Origin of the sequence: Martelella sp. UBA3392 (genome assembly GCF_002358775.1) — a bacterium.
GTDB classification, from domain to species: Bacteria; Pseudomonadota; Alphaproteobacteria; order Rhizobiales; family Rhizobiaceae; genus Martelella; species Martelella mediterranea.
Genome location: NZ_DEPM01000296.1, coordinates 1 through 3,891, shown reverse-complemented (window position 1 = coordinate 3,891; position 3,891 = coordinate 1). Strand labels below are relative to the sequence as shown.

The window sequence follows — 3,891 nt, the reverse complement described above, 5'->3', positions numbered from 1 at the left end:
TTCGAATCCCACCTCCTCCGCCATGTTCTTGTGGGCCAAGTTATTGAAATATCGAGTGTATTTACGGCCTCATGCGCACCACTTGGCGATGGCGATGGCGATGGCCTTGGTGCAATCAATCAGGTCGCGAATGGAAACCTGTTCGTTGGGCTGATGCGACTGGGCCGGATCGCCGGGGCCGAAGTTCACTGTCGGCGTGTTGCCGAGCGAGGTTGGTAGGCCGATGTCGCTATGCGCGCCGAAGCCGGAAAGCGCCGGTGACAGGCTTGAGGCTTCCGTGGCCTCCTGAAAGACTTTGACAAATGCGCTGTCGGCCGGGATTTCCGCGCAGTCAGCGTCGAGGATCCATTCGACCCGTGCGGGATGCTGGCGCAGATAAGGGTCTGCCTGGCAGATATTGGCGACATGCTCTTCGATCTCGCGCTTGACGGCGCCGCCAAGGCCGAATTCATCCTTTTCGTGGGGCAGATATTGAGCGTCGATGATGATTTCACCGCGGCCCGCCATGGAGGACGGATGCTCTCCGACATTGACCTGGGTGACGATGATCTGGTTCGGAAGGTCCATCAAGGGGTGGTTCTTGCCGGGATCGAACATCCAGCGGCGGTTGAGAATGTCGATGCCATCGAGCATCTGTCTGGTAAGCTGAACGGCATCCACGGGGCCGCTTGAATACCAGGCATTCGGCGTCAGCTCGGCATGACCGCCGACGCCATCGATGATGATCCGGCCCCAGAGAATACCGTGACAAAGCGGTGCGATGCGATTGGCCGTCGGCTCGGTCATGATGCCGGCGTCGGCCTTGAAGCCGCGATCGACCATGGCCAGCGAGCCCATCCCGCCGATCTCCTCGTCGACCACGGTGGTGAAGACGATGTCCCCGGCAAGCGAGATATCAAGCGTCTTCAGGATTTCGACCGCCATCAGCATGCAGGCGACGCCGCCCTTCATGTCGACCGTTCCGCGACCCCGGACAAAGCCATCTTCGACAACCGCCGTAAACGGATCGCTCTTCCAGTGCTCCGCAGCGCCCGGCGGCACGACATCGATATGACCGGTGAGCATGATCGATCGGCCACCGCCCCTCCCCTTCAGCACGCCGCCGAGATTGGGGCGGCCTTCGAAGGTGCGGCCCTTGTTGGCGCCCGGTCGCCCCTTGTATTTCTCATAAAGCGCCGGTCCGTCCGGATCCCAGAGGTCGGTTTCGAAGCCGAGCTTTTCCAGGCGCCCCTTGAGATAGTGCTGGCAATCGCGTTCGCCCGGTCCGGCGGTAGTCGGGTCGGATTTGACGATCGACGGAAACGACACGAGATCGCTCAGCGTTTTGACGATGTCGTCGGCGCTGTCTTCGACTTTTTGAGCGATGATTTGTTCTATGGAAGGCATTTGGCATTAGCTCCAGCGTTCGGAAAGGCGTTCGGCAAGCAGGACGGCGATCAGAAGCGCGCCGACGATCCCGATCTGCCAGACGGTATTGACGTTCATTTGCAATAGCCCGGTCTTGAGCGTCACGATCAGGATGACGGCGGCCGCCACGCCCAGAACGCCGCCGCGTCCTCCGGTGATGGCGATGCCGCCAAGCATGGCCGCTGTCAGAGAATCAAGCTCGAGATTCTGGCCGATATTCGGGCGCGCGCTGCCAAGCCAGGCAAGAGAAACAAGGGCTGCAAGCCCGGCGAGCGTGCCGCTCACCATGTAGAGGACAAGCCGCGTCTTCTCGACCGGGATGCCGACGAGACGGGCGGAGCGGTCATTGAAGCCCATGGCATAGATCCAGCGACCCCAGGACGTAAGCGAGAGAAGCGCTGCAATGACGATCACCACCGGCAGGGCCAGCGTTATGAAAGGCATCGGGAAAGCTCCGACAAGCCCGCGACCCCAACCTGTCAGCCAGGCTGGAACGCCGGATTGGGCCGCACCGCCGGTCACGGCAAGCGCCAGACCCGAATAGACAAATAAAGTTGCAAGGGTCACGATCAGCGGCGGCAGCGACAGACGGGTAACGATGACGCCGTTGAGAGCGCCAAGCGCAAGGCCAATGACAATGCAGACGACGGGCACCAAGGTGAATGGCATGCCCGCCTTCGCCAGAAGCATCGCACAGACCGCCGTCAGCGATACATTGCCGGTAACGGACAAATCGATACAGGCGCCGCCCGAGAGGATCACGATCGCCTGCCCCATCGAGACCAGCATCAGGATCGTCGAGAACTGAAGGATCGTCGTCAGCGTCGAGGCGCTGAAAAAGGATGGGCGGGCAAATAGCAGGATAGCCAGAACAACGACCCAAAGGGCCAGAAGAATGGTCAGGACCAGCGCCGGTCCCTCGAGTTTGCGAAGTTTCATCTTTTCATCCACCCCGCTTCGGCGAGGTTCAAACGATTGCCCAGAACTTCGAGGGTAAGCACGGCGATCAGCAGACCGCCGGTTACCACCGTCTGCCAAAGCGACGGGACGCCGATCAACAGCAGGCCGTTCTGCAAAATGCGCAGAAGCAGGACGCCGAGCACTGTTCCCACGAGACTGCACCTGCCGCCAAGAATGCTGGTTCCGCCGAGAACCACAGCTGCAACCGCATCCAGACCCAGCGAACCGCCGACCGTCATTGCGACATTGCGGTAGTTGGCGATGTAGAAGGTCGCTGCCAGGCCGACAAGCGCCCCGGAGAAAACGAAGGCAGCCATGCGAACGCGAGTGACGGGCACACCGGAAAGCCGGGCTTTCTCCTCAGAATGTCCGATCGCCAGAAGGTGCGTGCCGAACGGCGTGCGGCGAAACAGGAACCAGACGACGGCATAGGTAAGGATCAAAATCACAGCCGAGAGTGGCATACCCGCGATCCGCAACCCCATCACTTCTGTCAGGCCTGTGGGAAGCCCGGAAAGCCACTGCCCGCCGAGCAGGACAAAGACGGCTGTTCGATAGACGCCAAACAGGCCCAAAGTGCCGACGATTGCGGGAATGCGGCCGAGCACGACGACCGCGCCGGTGAGAATGCCGAGAAGCGCCCCGGCAATCGGCCCCGAGAGGCCCGCAATAAACGGCGAGGTATCGGCCTGAAGCAATCTTCCCACAACGATGGCGGCGACCCCCATGGCGACGCCCACCGAGATGTCGATGCCCCCCATGGCGAGCAGCAACGTCATGCCGAGCGCCGCCAGCAGGAGTTCGATACTGTTGCGCAATATCGTGGTCGCGTTGTCGGCGGTCGCGAAGTAGGGCGATCCGGCAGTGAACAGGGCGATGGCCAGCAGCGCCGCGATCAACAATGACCATTCGCGTGCGTTAAGCAGTCGGCCCAGCCGGACCCACGGTCGGATCGCATTCATGATCTGCCTCAGAAGTCGTAGTTATCGACATTGTCGGCAGTGAAGACCGCCGGCGGGCCCAGCAGAAGAATGCCGGTCTCGGCATCATAGGCGACGGGCTCGTTGAAGGTCGGAACCTCGTTTTCGGCCTGGAAGGGGGTTCCGTCGATCAGTTGCTTGCCGGCCCATACCGTCAGGTAACCGAGCTTGGCCGGGTCCCAGAGAACCGTGAAGCCGAAGGCGCCGCTCTTCAGGTAGGAGCGCGCCGTGTTCGGGCTGCAATAGCCCGTTCCGATCACCTGCCCGACCTTGCCTGCGGTTTCGATAGCCTGGGCAACGCCCGGGCATGTGGAGGAAGCAACCGCGATGATTGCCTTCAGATCAGGGTTGGCGGTCATCAGGTCGCCGGAAATCTGGGCGGCCCGTTCAGCGGTTCCGCCGGCATATTGCGGAGAGAGAAGCGTCAGGTCCGGGTATTTTTCCTCGGCCGTCTTCTGCATGAAGCCGATCCAGGCATTGAGGTTGGACGCCGTGGCCTCGCCGGAGACGATGCCGATCTTGGCGTCTGGGCCAACACGCTTGA

General features: G+C 61.4%; 4 protein-coding genes. All 4 read right to left on the bottom strand.

Going from position 1 to position 3,891, the window contains the following annotated elements:
- Nucleotides 1-69 precede the first annotated feature (69 nt).
- On the bottom strand, nucleotides 70-1,386 hold the full coding sequence (locus B4E36_RS23045; RefSeq protein ID WP_292056918.1) for a M20 family metallopeptidase: 1,317 nt from the start codon (nucleotides 1,384-1,386) through the stop codon (nucleotides 70-72).
- 6 nt (nucleotides 1,387-1,392) lie between these two features.
- Nucleotides 1,393-2,346, bottom strand: coding sequence for an ABC transporter permease (locus B4E36_RS23040; protein ID WP_292056916.1), 954 nt, complete (start codon nucleotides 2,344-2,346; stop codon nucleotides 1,393-1,395).
- The gene (locus tag B4E36_RS23035) at nucleotides 2,343-3,329 is read right to left on the bottom strand and encodes an ABC transporter permease (RefSeq protein ID WP_292056915.1); all 987 of its coding nucleotides are present in this window, start codon (nucleotides 3,327-3,329) and stop codon (nucleotides 2,343-2,345) included. The genes B4E36_RS23040 and B4E36_RS23035 overlap by 4 nt, the downstream gene beginning before the upstream one ends.
- Before the next feature lie 8 nt (nucleotides 3,330-3,337).
- Nucleotides 3,338-3,891 (bottom strand): substrate-binding domain-containing protein (locus tag B4E36_RS23030; RefSeq protein ID WP_345900861.1); only part of this gene is annotated, 554 nt, incomplete at its 5' end.

Excerpts from the sequence above, each read along its gene's own strand:
- B4E36_RS23045 (WP_292056918.1), bottom strand. The coding sequence starts at position 1,386 with ATGCCTTCCATAGAACAAATCATCGCTCAAAAAGTCGAAGACAGCGCC.
- B4E36_RS23040 (WP_292056916.1), bottom strand. The coding sequence starts at position 2,346 with ATGAAACTTCGCAAACTCGAGGGACCGGCGCTGGTCCTGACCATTCTT.
- B4E36_RS23035 (WP_292056915.1), bottom strand. The coding sequence starts at position 3,329 with ATGAATGCGATCCGACCGTGGGTCCGGCTGGGCCGACTGCTTAACGCA.